At 71.1% G+C, this 21,156-nt stretch carries 18 protein-coding genes; 10 read left to right on the forward strand and 8 right to left on the reverse strand.

Annotated features, from left to right (window positions below):
* Positions 1–37 precede the first annotated feature (37 nt).
* Positions 38–1,318: a phosphotransferase gene (locus WFJ97_RS04855; protein WP_336640660.1), complete on the forward strand. Its 1,281-nt coding sequence runs from the start codon at positions 38–40 to the stop codon at positions 1,316–1,318.
* Here WFJ97_RS04855 and WFJ97_RS04860 read toward each other — a convergent pair.
* Both WFJ97_RS04860 and WFJ97_RS04865 read right to left on the reverse strand, forming a co-directional pair.
* Positions 1,264–4,767, reverse strand: coding sequence for an ATP-dependent DNA helicase (locus tag WFJ97_RS04860; RefSeq protein ID WP_336640661.1), 3,504 nt, complete (start codon positions 4,765–4,767; stop codon positions 1,264–1,266). The two genes, WFJ97_RS04855 and WFJ97_RS04860, sit on opposite strands and share 55 nt — an antisense overlap.
* Positions 4,764–7,979 (reverse strand): ATP-dependent helicase, encoded by a 3,216-nt coding sequence (locus tag WFJ97_RS04865; RefSeq protein ID WP_336640662.1) that lies wholly within the window; start codon positions 7,977–7,979, stop codon positions 4,764–4,766. The genes WFJ97_RS04860 and WFJ97_RS04865 overlap by 4 nt, the downstream gene beginning before the upstream one ends.
* A 167-nt stretch (positions 7,980–8,146) precedes the next feature.
* Between WFJ97_RS04865 and WFJ97_RS04870 the strand changes: the two genes are divergently transcribed.
* Entirely contained in the window at positions 8,147–8,371 is a 225-nt protein-coding gene (locus WFJ97_RS04870) for a DUF3107 domain-containing protein (protein WP_247622931.1), read from the forward strand.
* A gap of 5 nt (positions 8,372–8,376) precedes the next feature.
* The gene (locus WFJ97_RS04875) at positions 8,377–8,664 is read left to right on the forward strand and encodes a hypothetical protein (RefSeq protein ID WP_336640663.1); all 288 of its coding nucleotides are present in this window, start codon (positions 8,377–8,379) and stop codon (positions 8,662–8,664) included.
* A 28-nt stretch (positions 8,665–8,692) separates the two neighbouring features.
* Here WFJ97_RS04875 and WFJ97_RS04880 read toward each other — a convergent pair whose 3' ends face one another.
* Entirely contained in the window at positions 8,693–9,409 is a 717-nt protein-coding gene (locus tag WFJ97_RS04880; protein WP_247622933.1) for a ferritin-like fold-containing protein, read from the reverse strand.
* Positions 9,410–9,604: 195 nt separating this feature from the next.
* On the opposite strand from WFJ97_RS04880, the gene WFJ97_RS04885 reads away from it, so the two are divergent.
* Positions 9,605–11,128, forward strand: a complete 1,524-nt coding sequence (locus WFJ97_RS04885) for a DEAD/DEAH box helicase (protein ID WP_336640664.1) — start codon at positions 9,605–9,607, stop codon at positions 11,126–11,128.
* Between the two features lie 45 nt (positions 11,129–11,173).
* Here WFJ97_RS04885 and WFJ97_RS04890 read toward each other — a convergent pair whose 3' ends face one another.
* The gene (locus tag WFJ97_RS04890; protein ID WP_336640665.1) at positions 11,174–12,040 is read right to left on the reverse strand and encodes a DUF817 domain-containing protein; all 867 of its coding nucleotides are present in this window, start codon (positions 12,038–12,040) and stop codon (positions 11,174–11,176) included.
* A gap of 68 nt (positions 12,041–12,108) precedes the next feature.
* A complete protein-coding gene (locus WFJ97_RS04895; RefSeq protein WP_336640666.1) occupies positions 12,109–12,984 on the reverse strand; it encodes a PHP domain-containing protein in 876 nt (291 codons plus the stop codon).
* Positions 12,985–13,084: 100 nt separating this feature from the next.
* On the opposite strand from WFJ97_RS04895, the gene WFJ97_RS04900 reads away from it, so the two are divergent.
* Both WFJ97_RS04900 and WFJ97_RS04905 read left to right on the forward strand, forming a co-directional pair.
* On the forward strand, positions 13,085–14,107 hold the full coding sequence (locus tag WFJ97_RS04900) for an endonuclease/exonuclease/phosphatase family protein (RefSeq protein WP_336640667.1): 1,023 nt from the start codon (positions 13,085–13,087) through the stop codon (positions 14,105–14,107).
* A gap of 36 nt (positions 14,108–14,143) precedes the next feature.
* Entirely contained in the window at positions 14,144–15,556 is a 1,413-nt protein-coding gene (locus WFJ97_RS04905; RefSeq protein ID WP_336640668.1) for an aminopeptidase P family protein, read from the forward strand.
* An 11-nt stretch (positions 15,557–15,567) separates the two neighbouring features.
* Here WFJ97_RS04905 and WFJ97_RS04910 read toward each other — a convergent pair whose 3' ends face one another.
* Both WFJ97_RS04910 and WFJ97_RS04915 read right to left on the reverse strand, forming a co-directional pair.
* A complete protein-coding gene (locus WFJ97_RS04910) occupies positions 15,568–16,236 on the reverse strand; it encodes an alpha/beta hydrolase family protein (protein WP_336640669.1) in 669 nt (222 codons plus the stop codon).
* Complete coding sequence (locus tag WFJ97_RS04915; RefSeq protein ID WP_336640670.1) at positions 16,236–16,958, reverse strand: general stress protein; 723 nt, start codon at positions 16,956–16,958, stop codon at positions 16,236–16,238. The genes WFJ97_RS04910 and WFJ97_RS04915 overlap by 1 nt, the downstream gene beginning before the upstream one ends.
* Before the next feature lie 87 nt (positions 16,959–17,045).
* Here WFJ97_RS04915 and WFJ97_RS04920 point away from each other — a divergent pair, with 87 nt between their 5' ends.
* The 3 genes from WFJ97_RS04920 to WFJ97_RS04930 are packed head-to-tail and all read left to right on the forward strand — an operon-like array spanning position 17,046 to position 20,004.
* On the forward strand, positions 17,046–18,317 hold the full coding sequence (locus WFJ97_RS04920) for a magnesium transporter MgtE N-terminal domain-containing protein (protein WP_247622941.1): 1,272 nt from the start codon (positions 17,046–17,048) through the stop codon (positions 18,315–18,317).
* Positions 18,317–18,886, forward strand: coding sequence for a DUF1003 domain-containing protein (locus tag WFJ97_RS04925; RefSeq protein WP_247622942.1), 570 nt, complete (start codon positions 18,317–18,319; stop codon positions 18,884–18,886). The genes WFJ97_RS04920 and WFJ97_RS04925 overlap by 1 nt, the downstream gene beginning before the upstream one ends.
* Positions 18,883–20,004 (forward strand): Mrp/NBP35 family ATP-binding protein, encoded by a 1,122-nt coding sequence (locus tag WFJ97_RS04930; RefSeq protein WP_336640671.1) that lies wholly within the window; start codon positions 18,883–18,885, stop codon positions 20,002–20,004. Before WFJ97_RS04925 ends, WFJ97_RS04930 begins: the two co-directional genes overlap by 4 nt.
* Positions 20,005–20,034: 30 nt before the next feature.
* On the opposite strand, the gene WFJ97_RS04935 is transcribed toward WFJ97_RS04930, so the two are convergent.
* On the reverse strand, positions 20,035–20,409 hold the full coding sequence (locus WFJ97_RS04935) for a Sec-independent protein translocase TatB (RefSeq protein ID WP_247622944.1): 375 nt from the start codon (positions 20,407–20,409) through the stop codon (positions 20,035–20,037).
* Between the two features lie 89 nt (positions 20,410–20,498).
* Here WFJ97_RS04935 and WFJ97_RS04940 point away from each other — a divergent pair, with 89 nt between their 5' ends.
* Positions 20,499–21,137: an O-methyltransferase gene (locus WFJ97_RS04940; RefSeq protein WP_247622945.1), complete on the forward strand. Its 639-nt coding sequence runs from the start codon at positions 20,499–20,501 to the stop codon at positions 21,135–21,137.
* The last annotated feature ends 19 nt before the right edge of the window (positions 21,138–21,156 follow it).

Here is a 21,156-nt window from a genome sequence, read left to right on the forward strand (position 1 = left end):
AGGCGGGACCGCCCCTGAGCCGACCTACCCTTAGGGCATGGGACGCTCACCTTTCACTCTAGCCGCGGCCGTGACGGCGGCACTGCCCGGCGCGGAGGTCACGGGTACTCGCACGCTGAGCGCAGACGGTGACGCACGTTTCGACTCCGCCGTCGCCTCGCTGGCCGACGGGCGCGAGCTCGCGATCCGCGTCGCGGACGACGACGAGACGGCCCGTGAGCTCGCCGCCGAGTCCCTCGCGCTGCGCGCCCTGACGGCCGGCGCGCGGGCGATCCTCCCGTTCCGCGCACCCGAGTACGTGGGCGAGACTCGCGTCGGCGATGGTCGCGCCCTCGTCACCGAACTCCTCCCCGGCTTCCAGGTCGAGGCCGCCCACGTGCCGGCCGGACGCGGCACGGCGGAGTCGATGGGGGCAGCGATCGCCGCCGTGCACGGCCTGCCCGTCTCGATCGTCCGGAGCGCGGGTCTCGTCTCACGCTCGGCCGAGGAGAGCCGTGAGGACATCCGGCGGCTGGTCGACGACGCGGCCTCCACCGGCCGTGTTCCCGCCCGGCTGACGGCGCGCTGGCGGGATGCCGTCGCCGACGACGAGTTGTGGCGCTTCGAGTCGACCGTGACCCTGAACGGCGTGCAGTCGACCTCCTTCCTGCTCGAGGACGACGATGAGCGCGGTCCCCAGGTCACCGGACTGCTGAACTGGCACGGCCTCTCGGTCGGCGATCCGGCCGTCGACCTCGCCTGGCTCTCGGCCGCGCCCGACGCGGCACCCGACGTGCAGGCCGCCTACGCCCGGTCGTCGGAGCGTTCACCGGACGGTGCGATCGAGGTGCGCGCACGGATGCTCGCCGAACTCGAGTTCGCGCGCTGGCTGGTGCACGGGGACTCGCTGCACCGCCCCGACATCGTCGACGATGCGGCTGCCCTTCTCGAGGCGCTCGCCGAGGGTCTCCGCGCGGACGACCTCGCCGTCGTCGCCGCGCGGAACGAGGGGGTCGACTCGGCCCTCGACGCGCTCGACCGCGTTCCCGCGGAAGCCGCAGCATTGATCGACACCTCGATGCAGACCGACGCCTACAATCCCGACGAACTCTGGGCGCAGGAATCGGAGGAGGAATCGTCGTCGACCGACACCTCCGAAGCGGCGCGTCGCGCCGCGATGGTCGACGTCGAGACCGAGGACCTCACCGGCGTCGGCGATATCTTCACGGCTCCGGCGGACGCCGGTGACGACGCGGATGACGACGAACGCGATGACGACGAGGCTCAGCGCGCGGCGCGCGCGGCGCTCCAGCGCTGGAAGAGCTCGGACTCGGAGTAGACCCGGTCTCCGCGGATGACGAGGTCGTCGGCGACGTAGTAGAGCGCGACGTCGATCTCGTCGAGCGGCACCCCGAATCGGCGGTGGTAGGCGAGACGGTACAGCGCGAGCTGCAGCATCCGCTCGTCCCGCTCGGCCTCGCCCTTCGGCGGCTTTCCCGTCTTCCAGTCGACGATCTCGATCCGGCCTCCACGATCGTCGCGGCGGTACACGGCATCGAGCTTGCAGATCACGATGTGCGCGTCGGACTCGCCGGCGCGGTCAGCGGGGGCATCCGCGAGCCCGGCGCCGAGCGCGAAGTCGATCTCGATCTCGACGGCGATCGGCTGGAGAGCCCCCCACTCGCTGCGCTCGAACGTCGCCTGGAGGATGGCGAGGTCGGCCGCATCCGCCGCTTCGCCGGTTCCCTCTCCCGGTGCCGGCGCGATCTCGCCGCCCACCTCGTCTTCGTCGATCTCCCAGAGCGCCTCGTCGACGCGGGCACCGACGCCCACGAGCGATGACCGGTGCTCGACCCAGGCGTGGAAGAGCGTGCCGAGTCGGGTCTGCCGGTACGGACGCTCCGGCATCGGGCGGATGATCGCCGAGACCGTGCCGCCGTAGTCCGTGACGTAGTCCTTGAAACGGGAGGCGGGCACGCGGGTCGGCGCCGCTGCGTCGATGCCACGCAGACGCGCGGCTCGCTCGGCGAGGAGCCGCCCGAGCTCTTCCGAGGGAATCAGCGTCTCGGGTCGCGCGAGGGCCCCCGCGACCATCTCCGCCGCCGACTCGACGAGCGGACGGCGGGCACCGAGCGGATCCAGTGGCCACGAGATCGTCGCTCCCGGCCCGTCGTAGGGGTTCTCGTCGGGATCGACCGGTTCGATGGGCTCGTGCTCGCGCACGTCGATCGCCTCGAGCAGGAAAGGACTCGGCGTGCGGGGAGCCTTCTGCCCCGCCCAGTGCGCACCGCTGAGAAGCAGGTCGGTGCGCGCGCGTGTGACCGCCACGTAAGCGAGCCGGCGTTCCTCCTGCTGCTGATAGGCGCGGTATGCGTCTTTGAAGCGCTTGATCGCGCCGCCCTGGGGATTGGCCTTGGTCGCCCCGCCCGACAGTGACGCCTGCGCCAGCGCCTGACGCTTCTTCGGGTCGAGCTCGCCGCCGACCGCGCTCTCGGGGTCCCAATCGAATCGCGGCAGCGCGTCGCGGTCGCCGCGGAGCGCGAACGGCACGACCCCGAAGCCGAACCAGCCCGAGGTGTCGGAGACCCGGCTGGGGAGTTCGTCGGCGACGAGACGGACGACGGCGACGGCATCCCACTCCAGCCCCTTCGATCCGTGGATCGTCAGCAGCTGCACCACGCCCGGCTCGGGGGGCTCCGGGCGCGGCATGAGCTCGTCGGTGCTCTCCGCCTTGTCGAGCCAGGCGAGGAGGCTGCCGATCGTGCCGCGGTCGTCGGCCGCGAGGAAGGCACGCACCTCATCGGAGAACGCGCGGAGCTGCGTCGAGGCGACCCGTGCCGGCCCCCGGGTCTCGTTCGCCGCCAGTTCGATGTCGAGGCGCAGCTCGAGTTCGATCAGGCGCAGCAGCTCGGTCAGCGGCTGCGACGAGGCCCGTCGGAGCCGCTCGAGCATCTCCCCCGCCGCACGGATGCGCGATCGCCCGTCGGGGGTGAATCCGTCCAGCAGCCGATAGTCGTCGCGCACCGCTCGCACCACGTCGACGGCATCGACGATCGACACCGCTTCATCGGCGCCGCGCGACGAGCGCAGTCGCACGCGCACCTCTTCGGGAAGCGGCATCATCGAGGTGTCGCGTTCGGCGAGGGTTCGGCCGAGATCGTAGAGCGCGGCCATATCGGCCACCCCGACGCCGAACCGCGGACCCGTGAGCAGACGGATGAGTGCCGAACCCGCGGTCGGGTCGTGAACCACGCGCAGGGTGGAAACGACGTCGACCACTTCGGGGGTCGCCAACAGTCCGCCGAGCCCGAGGATGCGGTGCGGTACGCCCTCCGCGGCGAGCGCGGCCGCGAAGGTCTGCATGTGACGTTTCGAACGGAACAGCAGAGCGCCGGTGTGCGGGCGCCCGGCGACGGATGCATCGTGCGCGGCTCGTCGCTCGACGAACCAGCGAGCGACATCGGCAGCCTCGTCGTCGACCGTGAACGCGAATCGCAGATCGACGCTTCCGGAGCCCGCACCGGGACGGGGTTCGAGCGGGGGCACGTCGAGCCCCGGCCGCTGCAGCGGCTCGAGCACGCGATTGGCGATATCGAGGATGCCGCGGTCGTTGCGCCAGCTGGTCATGAGGCTGTACGTCTGCGCCCGCTGTTCGCGCGCGAAGGCGCTCGAGAACGCGTACAGATTGTCGGCGCTCGCGCCGCGCCAGCCGTAGATCGACTGGTGCGGGTCTCCCACGGCCATCACCGCGCTGTCGTGGAACAGCTCGGCGAGGAAACGGGTCTGGATGACCGAGGTGTCCTGGTACTCGTCGAGCAGGACGACGCGATGCTGCTCGCGCAGCTCGGCGCGCACGTCGGGAGCGGCCTCGACGATGTCGTAGGCGCCACCGACCTGATCGGCGAAGTCGAGCACGCCGCGGCGTCCCTTCTCGGCGATGTACTCGCGCACGAGCGCGGCGAGCGTCGGCAGGCTGAGAAGGTTCGCCGCCGCCTTCTCGACGTCGCCGTTGCCGCGGTACGGCTCGAACGACAGCGCCGTCTCGCGCGCGAGACGCTCGGCCTCGTCAAGATCGACCCGATGGTCGAGGGCCTCCCCCGCGAGACGCTGCACCGCGTCGATCACCGTGCCGAGCGCGTAGTCGATCCCCTCAAGTTCCGGGAGGTCGGCGCGCAGCACGACCTCTCGCGCGAGCATCCACGACGCGGCCTGACTCAGCATCGCGACGTCGGCATCGCGTCCGATCCGAGCGGCGTGCTCGCGCACGATGCCGTCGGCGAAGGCGTTGTAGGTCGACACCCGTGGGCGGATCATCAGCTCCTCGGCCGCACGCGGAGCGGTCGGGTCCCAGCCCGTGCCGTAGCGGTCGGCGAGCTCGTCGAGCACGTGCGTCCGTACCAGGTCGCGCTGACGGCCCGCGGCCGCCTCTTCCACCCGGCGCAGGGCGTGCGTCGCCACGATCTCCGGCACGTGCGGCAGCAGACCGCGGCGACCGAACTCGTCGATCACGGCGAGGCGGTGGCCGATGCGCTCGGCGAGCTCGCCCGCAGCCTTTCGGGTGAAGGTGAGTCCGAGGATCTCGTCACGTCGCACATGACCGTTGGCGACGAGCCACACCACGCGCCCCGACATCGTCTCGGTCTTCCCGCTGCCCGCTCCGGCGACGACGAGGGCGGGCGACGGCGGCGCCTCGATCACCTGCTGCTGCGCGGGGGTGGGTGAGGGCTGGCCGAGAGCTGCCGCGACATCGGTCGCCGACAGGCCGAGGCCGCCGCCCCAGCCGGTCACGCGCTCACCGCCGGGACGGTGTGGATCCGACAGGGGTGGATGCGGCGCTGGGTGTCTGCGCAGTGCGACTCGACCTGCGCGGTGAAACTCGAGGCCGACATCCCGCGGGCGGCATCGGCCACACGGCGCAGGAACGCCTCGCGCGCGGTGTCGTCGAGCGTGTGCTGGTGGGCGATGCGGTAGTCGCTCTTGGCGAGGGTCTTCGAGACGATCACGAGACGCGCCCCGGCGAGGGCATCGGCGGGGGCACCCTCGATCAGGCCCTGCTGGACCGCCACCTGGTACGCCGCCAGTTGGGCGTGCTCACGGACTCCCGCGTCCGCCTCCGGATCGGTGCGTCCGGTCTTGAGGTCGACGACCACCGCGCGCTCGCCCTCGCGGTCCGCGGTCATCTCGGTCCACCCGCGCCCCCGCGCCGGGGGATGCTCCCCCGCCCCCGGAGGATAGGCCTCGATACGGTCGATGTAGCCGCTCACGATCGCGCGCGCTCCTCTGTCGTCACCGACGTCGTGCACGACCGGGAGGCCGTCGTCATCGGGCAGGGAGACGGCGAAGTCGAACCGCGTCTCGCTGCCGACGACCCGCCCTCCGTCGCGTCGGACGTCGCCGAGGTACGTGTGCAGCCGGTCGACGTAGAGGTCGGCTCGACGCCGCTCCTTGCGTCCGATCCACTCGGTCTCGAAGTCCAGCTCGGGCCAGTGCTCCGCGACGATCGCCCGCATCTGCTCGAGGTCGCCGTCCGGTACCTTCTCCATGGCCTCGTGGATGATCGTGCCGATCCCCGCCGTCGGCGGCATCACGGTGTCGCCCCCCAGGGCGGAGACGACCCAGTTCAGGCCGCACTCCTCGTAGGACTCCATCTTCGAAGGCGACACCCGCGCACCGTCGGCGGCGAGGTCCCGCAGGGGACGATCGGTGCTCGGTGGCGTGACGCCGTACCAGTCCCGCGGATCCGCGCCGGCGACACCCTCGGCCGCGAGGATCGCGAGCTGCTCCGCGGCGAGACGACGTGCCGGGTCGGAGGTCGCCGTCGTGAGGGTGCGTCGGTGGCGCGCGACGAGTCCGCGGAGGGTGAGCGGATGCTCGGCCGATGCGTGTGCCTCCGGGGCGTCGGGCGTCGGCAGGAACGCGAAGAACGGGCTCGGGCTCTGGTCGTCGTCGTCGACCGCCGTCACGAGGATCCGGTCCCGCGCGCGCGAGATGGCCCGGACGAAGAGGCGGAGCTCGTCGTGCAGCGCTCCTCTTCGCCGATCCAGGATGCCCGGCGTCTCGAGGGGGACGCCGGTACGCATCGACGTCACGGCGTCGGGAAGACGCCAGGTCTGCAGCATCCCGCCCCGGAGCCGGAGGTTCGGCCAGACGCCGTCTTGAAGACCGGCCACGACGACCGCGTCGAACTCGGTGCCGAGCGCGGTCGCCGGGGTGAGCAGAATGACCCGCCCCGGCCGATCGGGTGTCGAGAGCGAGTCCTCGGGCACCTCGCTGTCGAGGATGTCGCGAACAAACGTCTCCGGGCGCTCGTTCGGCGTGCGCTCGACGAAGCGCTTGGCCGCGTCGAACAGCGAGACGAGGGCATCCAGCGATCGCGCGGTCTCGGCGCCGCCGGGCTGCGCCGACACCTCTCGCCACGCGATGTGCAGGCGGCGGCCGTCGATCGCCCGCGACTGCTCCCAGATCCGCCAGAGCAGGTCGTGGATCGTCTCGCCGGCTCGCGCGGCGGCCGAGACCGCCTCGATCGTCTCGGCGAACCGCCGGGCCGTGCGGGACTCCGGGGCATCGATGAGCGTGAAGTGCTCGGGGTCGGCCATCGCCTGGCGCAGCAGCTCGCGAGCGGGTGTGGCTCCCCCGTGTTCCAGCTCGAGGTGTCGCAGCCGCGCGCGCAGACGACGCAGGGCGATCGCGTCCATCCCCCCGAACGGCGTGCGCAGGGCTTCTTCGAGTTCCGCGGACGTGCGCTCCGCTGCCGGGGTGAGTGCGAGGCGCACGATGCCGACGATGTCGCGCACGACGCCCTCGCTGCCGAGCGGGCGCTGCACGCCGGCGGCCCGTGTCGGGATCTCCCGCGCGGCGAGCTCGGTCTCGAGCAGTGTCACCTGACGCGTGTCGTGGGCGATGACGGCCATGCGATCCCAGGCGACGCCCTGCATGAGGTGCCATTCGCGCATGACACCGGCGATGCGGTCGAACTCCTCGTGCGGTGACGGGGCGAGGAACGACGTGACGGCGGCATCCGCTCCCTCGATGGGGCCGGTCTGCGGTGCGCGCCGGTGCTCGACCCTTCCCGAGACCCCGATCGCCTGCGTCACGGTGCGGGTGAGCGCGGTGAGCGCCGGGTGCTGGCGGTGCGCGCCGTCGAGCACATGCACCGCTTCGAGCGCCGACACGAGGTCGGCGAACAGTTCGGGGCTCGCTCCTCGGAACGCACCGGAGGAGATGTCGGGATCGCCGAACGCGAGCACCGAGACCCCTCGGGCACGCAGCGCCTGGACGACGGCGACGCCCCCGCGGGTCAACTCCTGCGCGTCATCGATGAGCACCACGCGCAGGGTCGCCAGGGGGCCGAGCGTGCCCAGGGACGCGTCACGGAGGATCGTGCTCGCCTCGCCGAGCAGGTCTGCGGCGTCGCGATGCGCCGAGCGCAACGCGTCGAGCACCGAGCGGTACTCGAGAATGAAATCGGCGGCGGCCGCCCAGATCGGGTCGCCCGATGCCTTCAGCTCGTCCGGGAGTACACCCAGCTCGGTGCACTCGGCGATGAGCGCACGCAGCTCGGAACGGAACCCCTTCGACCCGCGCACCGATGCGCTGAGCGCGTCGGGCCAGCGGATGCCGCCGTCTTCGGCGTCGCCCGCGAGGAGCTCGGCGATGATCCGGTCCTGATCGGCACCCGTGAGCAACGCCGGCGGCTCGGAGCCCGCGTGCACCATCGCTCCGCGAACGATCTGGAAGGCGAAGGATCCGAGCGATCGCGCGAGCGGACCCGGCGTCGCCTGGCGGACGCGCACGCCGATACGGTCGCGGAGCGCCGTCGCCGCCTGCCTGCTCGGAGTGAGGGCCAGCACCTCTTCGGGGCGCAGCCCCTCGTGATCGAGCAGCCTGCCGATGCGCTCGATCAACGTGCGCGTCTTGCCCGTTCCCGGTGCGCCGATGATGACTCCGGATGCGGTCGCCGCGGCGTCGATCACGGCTCGCTGCGCGGCATCCCCTGTCATGCACTCCACGCTAGCGGCGTGCGCCGACATCGCCTCCCGCGGCGGGTCGGGCGCGTGTGCGCTCACGGCGAAACCGTTCCCCTGCGCCGATCCGGCGACGCACCTGCGGGGTAGAGTTGGCGCAGACCTCGGACGACGACATCGTCCTGACACTCCAAGGAGTACGCGTGGAAATCCGCATCGGAATCATCAACACCGGCCGCGAGCTGAGCTTCGAGACCGCCACCGCAGCAGAAGAGATCCGCACCCAGGTCGCGGCAGCGCTCGACCAGAGCACCGCGCACCTGAGCTTCACCGACATCAAGGGCAACTCCTACATCGTCCCCACCGCGAACCTCGCCTACATCGAGCTGGGCACCGAGGAATCGCGCCGGGTCGGCTTCGTCGCCTGATCGCGATGTACATCCTTCTCGCCCTCGTCGCGGCCTGCGCTCTGGGCATCGCCGCGCATTTCCTCGTCGACGGCCGCGAACTCCGCGGCGCCGCACTGACCCCGGGCATCGCGACGGTCGTCACCGCCGCGCTCTACACGGGCCTGCAGTGGGCCGGTCTCGGCGAGGACAACGTGTGGCTCTGGCTCGCGAGCATCCTCGGCGGTGTCGTGGTCGCCGTCGTCGCGACTCTCGCTCTGGTCGCCGCCCGACGTCGCTCGGACGCGGCGAAGACCGCGGCCCTCGGCATCTAGGTCCGCACGTCCAGATAGATCTGCAGGTCTAGGACGCGAGCCCCATCGCATCCATGCGACGCGCGTGCGCGCCCATCAGCTCGGTGTACACCGGTTCGATGCGCTCGTCGTCCGGTGCCACGAAGACCTCGGGCTTCAGCGCCGAGCGACAGACGAGGATCGTGTCACCCACCAGGCGTCGCGCCCACATCGACAGCAGTGAGCGCCACTCCTCGTCGCTCTCGATCGTCTCCTGGATGATCGAGACGATCTCGTGGCGGGCGTCGTCCTCGCGCAGGATCTCGGCGATCCGCCGCCCGGTCTCGCCGTAGCTGGACGCGAGGGCGAGATAGAAGTCGTCGAGCATCCCGGCCGTGATGTACACGGCGAGGAGCGTCTCGCGCGGTCGCGCACCGATCGTCTTGCGGCGGAACGCATCGAGGTTCTCGCGGAACGGGAGCATCAGCTGCGTGGGGTCGTCACCGCGCTCGGCGATCACCTCGACGATGCCGCGATGCTTCGTGAGAGCGGCGCCGGCCGCACGGGAGAGCGCCTCCTTCTCGGCGAGCTCCGGCGTGGCGCGGATGAGACGGGTGAGGGTCTCGAAGTACCCCAGCTGCAGATAGGCGGCCTGGCCCAGGAAGCGGGGCAGCTCGGGTGCGAGGTCGGCGAAGTCCACGCGGGTCGCGTCGCCCTGGTCGCCCCGGCTGCGCAGGGCGAGAGTGCGTCGCGGCGCATCGTCGCGCTGCCAGAACCACTTAACCACGAGGTCTCCCTACCGAGTTCGCCACGACGATCACAATACCCGGGGCGGAGGTCCTCCTCGGGCGTTCGGTCGCCCTCCGGTAGGCTGGGCGTGTCCCCGCCGTCGGAGCGGGGCCCGCGCCTGTGGCACAAGAGACGGCGTGGATCGTTAACGTGGCGGTCTCAGCACGACCGCCGGACAGGCAATCTGAATACAGTGACTACTTTCTCCGATCTCGGGATCGATCAGGACATCGTCGATGCGCTCGCTGCGAAGGGCATCGTCGACGCGTTCCCCATCCAGGAGCAGACCATCCCCCTCGGCCTTCCGGGCCAGGACATCATCGGCCAGGCGAAGACCGGAACCGGTAAGACCTTCGGCTTCGGCATCCCCGTCGTGCAGCGTCTCGGCCTCGACCCCGAGCACGGGGTGAAGGCGCTCATCGTCGTGCCGACCCGCGAGCTCGCGGTGCAGGTCTACGAGGACATCGACCTGCTCACCAGCAACCGCTCGACCAGCGTCGTCGCCATCTACGGCGGCAAGGCGTACGAGGGCCAGATCGACCAGCTCAAGGCCGGCGCGCAGATCGTCGTCGGCACGCCCGGTCGCCTGATCGACCTCGCCGGCCAGCGTCTGCTCGACCTGTCGAACGCGACCGAGGTCGTGCTCGACGAGGCCGACAAGATGCTCGACCTCGGCTTCCTCGCCGACATCGAGAAGATCTTCCAGAAGGTGCCGGCCGTGCGCCACACCCAGCTGTTCTCGGCGACGATGCCCGGCCCGATCGTGGCGCTGGCCCGTCGCTTCATGACGAACCCGATCCACATCCGCGCCAACGACCCCGACGAGGGCCTCACGCAGGCGAACATCAAGCACCTCGTCTACCGCGCGCACTCGCTCGACAAGGACGAGGTCATCGCCCGCATCCTGCAGGCCGAGGGCCGCGGCAAGACCGTGATCTTCACCCGCACCAAGCGCGCCGCGCAGCGCCTGGTCGACGAGCTGGGCGACCGCGGTTTCAATGTCGGCGGAGTGCACGGCGACATGGGCCAGGACCAGCGCGAGCGCTCGATGGCGGCGTTCAAGGCCGGCAAGAAGGACGTCCTGGTCGCGACCGACGTCGCCGCCCGCGGCATCGACGTCGACGACGTCACGCATGTGATCAACCACACGATCCCGGACGAGGACAAGACGTACCTGCACCGCGCGGGCCGCACGGGCCGCGCGGGCAAGACCGGTATCGCGGTCACGTTCGTCGACTGGGAGGACCTGCACAAGTGGGCCCTGATCAACCGCGCCCTCGAGTTCGGTCAGCCCGAGCCCGTCGAGACCTACTCCTCGAGCCCGCACCTGTACGAGGACCTCGACATCCCCGCCGGCACGAAGGGCCGTCTCGTCTCGGCGCCCAAGGCGGAGTCGACCCGTCCCCCGCGCACCCCGCGCCCCGAGCGCGCAGCGGATGCCGCTGCCGAGGGCACCGACGAGGGCGGCACGCGCCGCCGTCGTCGCCGTCGCGGCGGGGCGAACCCGGTCGGTTCGACGTTCGCCGAGGGCGCCGCACCTGCGGCCTCGGGTGACGGCGACGGTGCCCCCGCCGCCGATCGCAGCGCCGAGGGCGCCGGCACGCACGACGGTGCGGGCAAGGAGCACCACGACGGAAAGCCCGCCCCGGCTCGCCGTCGCCGCCGTCGTCGCGGAGGTTCCGGCGGAGCGGGCGCGGCACCGGTCGCGGGCGCCTGAGACGGTTTCGACAGAGGGGCGGATGCTGCGGCATCCGCCCCTCTTTCATGTCCCGGCTCGGGCCCGCGCCGGGGCCTTCGGCGGGTACACCCACGTCACGAGCACGACCGAGATGATCATGAGCAGGAACCACGACACGAGCTTGCTCGGCGAGACGGGTTGCCATCCATCGGCCTGATCCGGGTACGCCCAGGCACCGGCCAGCGTGCCGATGTTCTCGGCGAAGTAGATGAACACCGCGACGCCGGCGAACGCCAGCAGGAGTGGGATACGCAGCGTCCGCCGCCAGACCCGCGCGTGCATGACCGTCGGCAGCCAGAGCACGAGCACGGCGATCAGCAGAACCCAGCGCGCATCCCACCAGTAGTGGTGCGCGAAGAAGTTCGCGTAGATCGCCAGGGCGACGAGGGCGGTGAGCCATCGGCGCGGGTAGCGCGTGAACCCGAGATCGAACAGGCGGTAGACGCGCACCATGTACGAGCCGACCGCGGCGTACATGAAGCCGCTGAACAGCGGCACTCCGCCGATGCGGAGGATGCCGTCGGCGGCATACGCCCACGACCCCACGTCGGTCTTGAACAACTCCATGACCGTGCCGGTGACGTGGAAGAGCAGGATCACCCACAGCTCGCGTCCGCTCTCGAGCCGGAACACCAGCATCGCGACCTGGATGAGCACGGCGGCGATCGTGAGGGCATCGTTCCGGGCGAGGGCCGCATCATCGGGATACCAGAGCCGCGCGGCGACGATCACAACGAGGAGCGCCGCGCCGAAGATGCAGGCCCAGGCCTGCTTGAGCACGAAGACGGCGAACTCGACGAGGAACGCGCGGATGCCGTTCGCCGGGGCATCGCGGAGCAGACGGTGAGCGGCCGCGTCGATCCGGAGCTCGAGCGAGGTGGCGCGTTGCATCGGGCGAGCGTATCGACGACGACGGCGAGAGCGCCGGGAGTCGACCGCCAGTATGCCGGGAAGCCCCGTCAGGGGTAGCGCGGTGTGGTACCGGAGGCGCGCGCGATCAGGCGCTCGACCATCTCGTCGCTCGTGGTGTTCTCCCCGGGCCGGTTGGGCTTGCCGCTGCCGTGGTAGTCGCTGGAGCCGGTGACGATGAGATCGCGTCGAGCGGCGAGTTCGCGCAGCAGGGCCTTCCCCGCCTCGGTGTTCTCCCGATGGTCGATCTCGAAGCCGCCGAGCCCCGCATCGATCAGCTGCCCCAGGAACGACATCGGCATCATACGGTCGCGACCGGAGGTCACCGGGTGGGCGATGATCGCCACTCCCCCGGCGTCCGTGATGAGCCGGACGGCGGTGAGCGGATCCGGCGCGTAGTGCGGCTCGTAATACCCCTCGCGCGGATGCAGGATGCCGTCGAACGCCTCGGTGCGGTCGCGGACGATTCCTCGTGCGACGAGCGCATCCGCGATGTGCGGGCGACCGACCGTCGCGTCCGGCGTGGTCTGGGCGAGCACGTCGTCCCAGTGCAGGTCGTAGTCGCGGCCGATGCTGCGGACGATCCGCTCGGCCCGGCCGATGCGGTCGCCGCGGATGCGATCCGTCTCCGCCCGCAGGGCCGCGTCGTCGGGGTCGAACAGGTAGCCCAGCACGTGGACGCTGCGCCAGTCGTGCTTCGCCGACAGTTCCATCCCCGGCAGGAAGGTCATTCCCAGCGCCGCCGTCGCCTCCGCCGCCTCGCCCCAACCGGTCGTGCGGTCGTGGTCGGTGAGCGCGATCGTGCGCAGTCCGTGCGCGTGCGCCTGGCGCACGACCTCGGCCGGCGCCTCGGTTCCGTCGGAGTGATTCGAGTGCAGATGCAGGTCGGCAGGACCGACGAATCGACGGGAGTGCTCAGGGGCCATCCTCCGAGCGTACCGAGCGGGGCGGAGGGCGGGCGCACGGGAGCGCAGTCCCGCCTGTCGCGGCAGGGACTTCACAGGCGGCGCTCCTACGCTGGAGGGGATGTTTCGCCTCCTCGGAATCCTGATCACCGTGCTGTTCGCCGCCGCCACGGCCGTCGTGGTGTGGCCGCAGTTCTTCCGGCTGGAGCAGACCTATCCCTTCGCGCAGGTCGTCGCGGCGCGCGGTGTGGTGCTGGGCATCTTCGTGGTGATCGCGCTCCTGGCGCTGCTGCTCCTGCTCGCCCGCCCGCTGCGCGGCTTCGCCGCCTCGATCCTCATCGTCGCGCTGCTCGGAGCCGGAGCGACCGGAATCATCGGAGCGACCCGCGGATTCGGCACGTCGACCCTCCCCGACAAGACGGAGACGAGCGTCCGTGTTCTGACCTGGAACACCGCCGGCGAGGCGGTGTCGGCCGACCAGATCGCCCAGGAGATCCTCGACCAGGGAGCCGACATCGTCGCACTCCCCGAGACGACCGAGGCCGTGGGCGAGCGCATCGCGCTCATGCTGCGCGAGCAGGGGCATCCGATGTGGGTGCACCACGTGCAGTTCCGCCCCGACGTGCCCGACGGCCCGCAGTCCTGGCAGACGACCGTCCTGGTCTCCCCCGACCTCGGGGAGTACTCGGTCATCGAATCGTCGCAGGACGGCACGAGCAACACCGGCTCGGTGCCCAGCGTCGTGCTGATGCCGGTCGATGGGAGCGGGCCGACGGTCGTGGCGGTGCACGCCGTGGCGCCCCGCGTGGAGGAGATGCAGCAGTGGCAGTCCGATCTCCAGTGGATCGCCGACCAGTGCCCCGCGGGCGATTTCATCCTCGCGGGCGACTTCAACGCGACGATCGACCACATGGCCGGTCTCGGCATCGAGGGCGGTGACATCGGGTACTGCCGCGATGTCGCTTCGCGCACCGGCAACGGAGTCGTCGGAACCTGGCCCAGCTCGCTGCCCCCGTTGGCGGGCGCGCCGATCGATCATGTGATGGCCTCGCAGAACTGGACGCCCACCGGTTCGGTCGTGCTCGACGACGCCGGCGGCAGCGATCACCGTGCCCTCGTGGTGCAGCTCGAGCCCGCCGGCTGAGAGGCGGCGTGCATCCCCGAGTGAGAGACTTGAGGGATGAGCACCGCAGCAGAACGCGACACGATCGCCGAACCCGACGTCGAGAACAGCAACACGAATCGCAAGCAGCCGTTCCCGCAGGGCTTCCTCGACACCATCTCGACCGGGTGGGCCGAGCGTCCCGAGACGCTTCCCGGCGCGCGCGAGCAGGCACCCTACGCCGCCGTGCGCCGCGCCGCGCTCTCGGCCGCGTTCCCCGGTAAGCGCCTCGTCATCCCGGCGGGCTCCCTCAAGCAGCGCAGCAACGACACCGACTACGTGTTCCGTGCGCACTCCGCCTTCGCGCACCTCACCGGCTGGGCATCCGACACCGAGCCCGACTCGGTGCTCGTCTTCGACCCGACCGACGACGGTCACGACGTGACCCTGTACTTCCGCGAGCGTGCCGACCGCACCACGACCGAGTTCTACGCCGACGCCACCGTCGGAGAGTTCTGGATCGGACCGCGCCCCTCGCTGGCCGGTGTCGCCGCCGACCTCGCCCTCACCACCGCGCACCTGGCCGAGTTCGCGCCGGCCGAGGGCGAGCTGGTGCTCGATGAGGACGAGGCGCTGACCCGTGCGGTCTCCGAGCTGCGCCTCATCAAGGACGACTTCGAGATCGCCGAGATGCGACGTGCGGTCGAGATCACCGCCGCCGGCTTCGACGACATCATCCGCGAGCTCCCCTCCGCCGTGGCGCACGCGCGCGGCGAGCGCGTCGTCGAGGGCGTGTTCCACCGCCGGGCGCGCGAGGACGGCAACGGGGAGGGATACGACACCATCGCCGCCTCCGGGCCCCACGCCTGCTACCTGCACTGGACCCGCAACGACGGCGCCGTGGTGCCCGGCGATCTGATCCTCGTCGACGCCGGTGTCGAGGCCGACAGCCTCTACACCGCCGACATCACCCGCACACTGCCCGTCTCCGGCACGTTCACCGATGTGCAGCGCCGCGTCTACGAAGCCGTGCGCGAAGCGGCCGACGTCGCCTTCGCCGCCGCGAAGGTCGGGGTGCGCTTCCGCGACATCCACGCCGCGGCCATGACCGTGATCGCCGCTCGCGTCGCGGAGTGGGGTCTGCTCCCCGTCACGGCCGAGGAGGCCCTCGACGCCGAGGCCGGCGGCCAGCACCGCCGCTACATGGTGCACGGCACCTCGCACCACCTCGGCATCGACGTGCACGACTGCGCCCAGGCCCGCCGCGAGATGTACTACGACGGCATCGTCGCCCCGGGCATGGTGTTCACGATCGAGCCCGGCCTGTACTTCCAGATCGACGATCTCACCGTACCCGCCGAACTCCGCGGGATCGGCGTGCGCATCGAGGACGACATCCTCATGACCGAGGACGGCCCCGTCAACCTCTCGGCCGGCATCCCCCGCACGGCCGACGAGATCGAGGCTTGGATCGCCCGCGTCCAGAGCTGATCCCTCGGGAGTCAGATCCGGGCGGCGAAGTCCACGAGGAGGGGCGCGAGCCCGGCACCGATATCGGATGCCGGACGCTTGCGCCCCTTCACTTCGAAGCTGTGACCTCCGCCGTCGATCCAGGCGACGCGCGCATCCCGGCAGGCCTCGACGACCTCCTCGAACTGCGTGAGCGGCTGGATGAACGGGTCGTTCGAGCCCTCGATGAACAACTGGGGCACGGCGATCGCCGGCAGATGCTCGGCGCGCAGCTTCTCGGGGGCGCCCGGCGGGTGCAACGGATAGCCGAGATAGACGAGAGCGTCGACGTCGAGTCCCTCGGCCACGGCCATCGAGGCCATCCGGCCGCCGTACGACTTGCCGGCCGCGATGATCCGCGCGGTCGGGTCGAGCTCCCGCTCCGCGGCGACGGCGGCGCGCCACGTCGCGATCGCGTGCGCGGCGGGGCCCGGCATCCGTCGCCCCTGCTCCACGTAGGGGAAGTTGAACCTCGCGGTCGAGAGCCCGGCCTCCATCAACGCCGCGGCGAGCCCGGTGAGGAACGGGTGGTCCATTCCGGCACCCGCACCGTGGGCGATCAGGATCGTCGTACGCCCCTCGCCCGGGGTGCGCTCGACCGAGACCTGCGTGCCACCTGCGGGCAGGGCGACCTCGAACGACGAGCGTCCGGATGCGAGCATCAGGCGGGCTCGGGCGTACCTGCAGCGGGAGCGCCGCCCTCGGAGGGCTTCGCGGGCTTGCCCTGCTCCGTTTCGCCGGGCTCGGTGCCCTCGGGCGCGGTCGGCGCGTCTGCTCCGGGAGCGACCGGTGCGGCGGGCCGCGGCGGGATCACCGGTTCGCCGGAGGGCACGGGCGCCTGTCCCTGGCTCCCCGGCGTGATCCGCTCGCCGTAGCGCGGGGGCTCGTCGAGATCGACCGGCGGGCGCACGGGCGCCTGGCGGGCGGTCCCCAGCGCCTGACGAGCCTTCGCCAGCGACGCCGGCAGCACCGTGACCTCGTAGTGGTCGGCCGCCAGCTGCGTCACACTCGCGAAGTCGCGACGTCGGCGGACGATCGCGAAGGTCACGAGGCTGAGGATCATGCCGATCGCCACGCCGATGAGCACGAAGCCCAGGAACAGCTGGATCGGGACCTCGGGATTGCCGATCACGAGGATCGCCGAAAGGAAGAGGCCGATGAGCACGCCGTTCACCGCACCGGAACGCGCGGCCGTCGCGTAGCCGAGGCGACCGGTGATGCGCTCGACCGTGCGGACGCCCTGGCCCACGATCGCGATGTCACGGGCGGGGATCTCGGCGGCGATCAGCGTGGACACGGTCTTCTGCGCGGTGGCGTAGTCACGGGTGGACGCCACCATCTCGCCGGTGTCGGTGCTGTTCACGGGACGGTTGAGCATGCTCATCCGCCCATTGTCCCACGCCTCGATGCGCGCGTCCTCGGAGCGTCGATCCGGGGGACGCCCCGGGGCCGCGCGGACTACGCTGGGTGGGTGAGCACACAACGGGTATTCGCCGCGCGCCTGGCCGGTTGCGCCGTCTTCGACCCCGTGGGCGACCGGCTCGGCAAGGTCCGGGACGTCGTCATCGTGTACCGAAGTACCGCGGCCCCCCGCGTGATCGGCCTCGTCGTCGAGATCCCGGGCCGTCGCCACGTCTTCCTGTCGATCGGTCGGGTCACCTCGATCCGCTCCGGTCAGGTCATCAGCACCGGGCTCATCAACGTGCGCCGCTTCTCGCCGCGCGCCGGCGAGGTGCGCGTCCTCGCCGAGATGCTGGGGCGCCGTGTCAGCTTCGCCGACGGCAGCGGCACGGCTGTGATCGAAGACGTCGCCATCGAGCCGAATCGACTCGGCGAGTGGGCCGTCAGCCAGCTGTTCCTCCGGAAGCCGAAGACCAGCGCCTCGCCGTTCGCGAAGGGCTCGACGACCTTCGCCGCCTGGAGCGAGGTCACCGAGGAGCGCGCGCCCGGGGAGTCGCAGTCCGCCGAACAGCTCGTGGCGTCGTACTCCGAGCTGCACGCGGCCGACCTCGCCAACACGCTCCTCGATCTGCCGCAGCAGCGCATGATCGAGGTCGCCGAGGAGCTGTCCGACGACCGCCTCGCCGACGCCATGGAGGAGATGCCCGAGGACGAGCAGGTGCACATCCTCGACCGCCTCGGCGACGAGCGCGCCGCCGACATCCTCGACCAGATGGAACCGGACGACGCGGCCGACCTGCTCGCCCAGCTCCCCCCGAACCGCCTGGAGCACCTCCTCGAACTCATGGAGCCGGAGGAGGCCGAAGACGTGCGCATGCTGCTGCGCTACGGCCCCGACACCGCCGGCGGGCTCATGACGCCCGAGCCGATCGTGCTCTCGGCCGACGCGACGGTCGCCGAGGCGCTCGCGCTGATCCGTCGCCACGAGCTGCACCCCGCCCTCGCGGCCGCGGTCTTCGTCACCCTCCCCCCGTTCGAGACGCCGACGGGCCGCCTCCTCGGCGTCGTGCACTTCCAACGGATGCTGCGCTACCCGCCGCACGAGCGCCTCGGCGCGATCGTCGACGACAGTCTCGAACCGGTGTCCGCCACGGCCTCCGCGGCCGAGGTCGCCCGTCTGCTGGCCAGCTACGACCTCGTCTCGCTCCCCGTCGTCGATGCCGCGCACCGGCTCGTCGGTGCGATCAGCGTCGACGATGTGCTCGACTACCTGCTGCCCGACGACTGGCGCACGCACGATGTCGATGAGGTGTCGGACGACACGACCACGGAGGTGCGCTGATGGCCCGCTCCCCCCGCCTCGACGCCCCGCTCGGGCGCGGCACGACCCGTCAGCGTCCGACCTCGCGCGACCGCTTCGGACGGTTCACCGAGTGGGTGGCCCGCGCGATGGGCACACCGGCGTTCCTGCTGATCCTCAGCCTGTTCTGCATCCTGTGGATCGTGTGGAACACGATGTCGCCCACGAGCCTGCGGTTCGACGACGCCGCCCTCGGATTCACCGCTCTGACCCTCGTGCTCTCGTTGCAGGCCTCCTACGCCGCGCCGCTGATCCTACTCGCGCAGAACCGGCAGGACGACCGTGACCGGGTGCAGATCGAGCAGGACCGTCAGCGCGCCGAGCGGAACCTCGCCGACACCGAGTACCTCGCCCGCGAGATCGTCGCGCTGCGCATGGCGCTCGAGGAGCGCAACTCGCACGTCGTCACGCGCGACGTGCTGCGACAGGAGCTCAAGGCACTGCTCGCCGACCTCGGCGACCACGACGCGGACCCCGAGGCCCCCGCGGCCTCCCCCGCGCCGACCACGGGGCCGGTGGCGACGAGGCCTCCGCGTCGCCCGCGCGCATGACGTCCGCCGATGACGTCCGACGCGCGGTCGCCGCGGTATCCGATCCGGAACTCCGACGTCCGATCGGCGACCTCGACATGGTGCGCGACATCGTCGTGGAGGGCGGCAGCGCCACCGTCGGGATCGTCCTGACGATCGTCGGGTGCCCGGCCGCGACGAAGATCGAGTCCGATGTGCGCCGTGCCGCGGCATCCGTTCCCGGCATCGACGCCGTCGAGGTCGAGGTCGGGGTGATGACGCCCGAGGAGCGCAAGCGCCTGACCGAGAAGCTGCGCGACGGCAGAGCACCCCGCCAGATGCCCTTCGGCCCGGACTCCCTGACACGCGTGATCCTCGTCTCCAGCGGCAAGGGCGGCGTCGGCAAGTCGACCGTCACCGCGAATCTCGCCGTCGCCCTCGCCGACCTCGGCCTCGCGGTCGGCCTCGTCGACGCGGATGTGCACGGCTTCTCCATCCCCGGGTTGCTGGGCATCCCCGCGGGCACGCAGCCGACGCGCATCGACGACCTCATGCTGCCGCCGGTCGCGCACGGGGTGAAGACCATATCGATCGGGATGTTCCTGCGCGAAGGCGAGGGCGTGGTCGCCTGGCGAGGCCCGATGCTGCACCGCACCGTGTCGCAGTTCCTCACCGACGTGCACTTCGGCGACCTCGACATCCTGCTGATCGACATGCCGCCGGGCACCGGCGACATCGCCATCTCGATCGGACAGCTGCTGCCGCACGCCGAGGTGCTCGTGGTGACGACCCCGCAGGCGGCCGCCGCCGAGGTCGCCATTCGCAGCGGGCTCGTCGCTCGTCAGACCGGTCAGCGCGTGATTGGGGTGGTCGAAAACATGGCGGGTCTCACCCTCCCCGACGGGACCGTGGTCGATCTGTTCGGTGCGGGCGGTGGAGCCGCGGTCGCGGAGGCGCTGTCGTCCGACGGAGCCGGCGTCCCTCTGCTGGCCTCGATCCCCCTGAGCCCCGCCTTGCGCGCCGGCGGGGATGCAGGTGCTCCGGTCGTGCTGGATGCCGAGACGGATGCCGCGGCCACGGCCATCCGCACCCTCGCACGTTCCCTGGCCGGGCGCGGGCGCGGACTCGCCGGTCGCCCGCTGCCGATGTCGCTCGGCTGAGGTCGCGACCGCCGTCGATCGCCGATGCGATCAGGTGGCTTCGAGATCGAAGGGCGGCAGCTCGCCGGGAGTGAACCTCTGCGGCGGGGTGCGCGGCTCGGGCTCCGCAATGGCGGCGGCCGCCGCCATCGGATGCGTCGGAGGGGTCGGCTCCTCGAGGAGGGCGTCCCGGATGATGCGACGGGGGTCGTACTGGCGGGGGTCGAGCTTGCGCCAGTCGACGTCGTCGAGCTCGGGGCCCATCTCGTCGCGCACGCGGGTGCGCGTGTCGCGGAGGTACTCCCCGGCGCGGCGCACGACCTTGGCGAAGCCCTCGGCCATGCGCGGAAGGCGTTCGGGGCCCACGATGAGCACCGCGATGAGACCGATCAGCAGAAGCTTCTCGAAGGTCAACCCGAACTGCATCTGTCCAGGCTACCGCCGCGCCTGCGCTCCGCGTGCGCACCGAGCCAATACGCTGGGAGGAGTCACAGCGTGGACGGGAGGATCAGGTCATGAGCGAACACGACGCGAACGCACGTTTCATCCGAGAGTCCCTCACGGAACCGGATGCGATCGCGCGCGCTCGGGCGCACGGCGTCGAGCTCGGAGCGGCGCCGATCAGCATCGCCGTCGGCTCGCAGATCGCCGTGCTCGCCGCCGCGACCGCCGCCCGTTCGATCGTCGAGATCGGCACCGGCGCCGGAGTCTCCGGACTCTGGCTGCTGCGCGGCGCGCCGCAGGCCGTGCTCACCTCGATCGACAACGAGCCCGAGCACCTCGCCGCGGCCCGCCAGTCGTTCTCCGACGCGAAGGTCCCGGCCACCCGCGCCCGCTTCATCACGGGCCGCGCCGCCGATGTGCTCCCCCGCATGAACGAGGACGCCTACGACATCGTGCTCGTCGACGCCGATCCCGAGAACGTCATCGACTACGTCGAGCACGGACTGCGCCTCGTCCGCCGCGGCGGTATCGTGCTCGTCCCCCGCGTTCTCGCGGGAGGCCGCGTGGCCGACCCCGTGCAGCGCGATGAGATCACGGCGGGCTACCGCTCCCTGATCCAGGAGACCCAGGAGTCGTCGGCCGTGCTCGCGACCGTGTCTCCCGCGGGCGAGGGCCTGCTGCAGTTGATCAGCGTCGCCGAGCGCGACTGACGCTCCCCACGACAGACGA

This window comes from Microbacterium sp. USHLN272 (assembly GCF_037149655.1).
Taxonomy (GTDB): Bacteria; Actinomycetota; Actinomycetes; order Actinomycetales; family Microbacteriaceae; genus Microbacterium; species Microbacterium galbinum.